Origin of the sequence: Dysgonomonas sp. GY75 (assembly GCF_015234155.1) — a bacterium.
Taxonomy (GTDB): Bacteria; Bacteroidota; Bacteroidia; order Bacteroidales; family Dysgonomonadaceae; genus Dysgonomonas; species Dysgonomonas gadei.
The window spans coordinates 1-1,611 of record NZ_JADCLQ010000028.1; the positions used below are offsets into that span (position 1 = coordinate 1).

Consider the following 1,611-nt stretch of genomic DNA (forward strand, 5'->3'; position numbering starts at 1 on the left):
ATTACAAAAGAAAACATTACCCGTAGAAGAAGCCAACGGCTGGTATTTAATGCAGTCAGAGTACCGTTATTGGAACGAAGATTTTATTGATGAAGATACAGGTACACCAACATCTGTTGAACGAAAAGAATCGCTTTGCGGAAAAGGTACATTGATAAATGATATCACCAAATCGTTGCTTATCGAGAACGGTATTAAAAATGTCAAAGTTTCAAATATTCCTTTGCTTGGTCAACAAGACAAGAATCTTAATCTGTGGGGTACAGATGTGAAGATTCTGACAGGAAAAGGGAATAAGAAAAGCTATATCGTGACAGCCGATAGTCCTGCAGCAGCCGAAGTATTTATATCTGAATTTCTGGAAGTAAATCTTGAAGCAACATTCAAGCTTATTAAAATCAATGAGCAGGATTATCAAAAGGTTATCAAAATATACGATTCTGAGAAAGAGCAATTAGAGCTGAATAAGAAACGTATATGTTGGTACAAAGCTCAAATCTATTCTCTATTCGATGATGGAGAGGACGAAGGAGAAGGGAGCAGCGCCGGATCAAGAAACGTTTTGGTGCAAGCTACATCATTCGACAAGGCAATGGCGGCTATCAAAGCGATTATGACTCAAAACGAGTTCGATAGTATCTACAACACATTCAAGAAACTCGAAGAACTCAATATTGTAGATGTCTTTATGCCGGACGAAAACTTAGTCTACTATTCGGACGAGGACCTCACTAAAATAACCGTAGAAGATTAAACGATATGATTACACTTCGTAAAAATCAGGTAGAACCAATAAGCAAGGCAACGGCGTTTTTCAAGGAGAAACGCCCGGCTCCTTCGCTGATCGTATTACCCACTGCTTGGGGAAAATCAATCCTTACGGCTTTTGTTGCAAATGAGATCGAAGATAAGCTTCTCGTGATACAGCCCTCTAAAGAACTTTTGGAGCAAAACTATAAGAAATATGTTTCTCTCTGTGGCGACTTTGGGGCACAGGCCGGTGTTTATTCCGCTTCTTTCGGTCGAAAGGATATCAACAAGATCACTTATGCAACGATCGGAAGTATAAAGAAAATCGGTAAGACATTTAAACAGCTTGGATTTAAAAAGATGTTGATTGATGAAGCTCACCTTTACCCACGTGAAGCAGATTCAATGCTCGGTACTTTTCTTGAAGATAGTGAAATATCGCACGTACTCGGTATAACTGCAACGCCTATTAAATTACAAGCAAATACAGGCCTTGATGGAGAACGCTTCTCTAAGCTGGTGATGCTTACAAGTAGGTCCAAGAAAGGTAATTTCTTCAAAAACATCGTTCATGTGAGCCAAGTACAGGAAATGATCGAGCTAGGGTTTTGGAGTAAATTAGAATATAAAACATCCGGATTCGACAGCTCACAACTCGTTTACAACTCTTCCAAATCAGAGTTCACCGAAGATAGTATGCAACGAGCCTTTGCAGACAACGATATACATAATCAGATCAAACAAGAACTTGATATAAATAGTGATCGAAAGCATATCCTGGCATTTGTTCCATCTATTGACGAAGCGATTCAATTCGCACAGGAGTATCCGAATTCGGCGGCCATCTATTCAGGCATGCAC

At 39.5% G+C, this 1,611-nt stretch carries 2 protein-coding genes; both read left to right on the forward strand.

The features are described 5' to 3' along the window. A partial coding sequence (locus tag IR083_RS11070; protein WP_194224379.1) for a DUF4494 family protein occupies positions 1-754 on the forward strand: 754 nt, incomplete at its 5' end. Between the two features lie 5 nt (positions 755-759). After that, positions 760-1,611: DEAD/DEAH box helicase (locus tag IR083_RS11075; protein WP_194224380.1), on the forward strand; the 852-nt coding region annotated here is incomplete at its 3' end.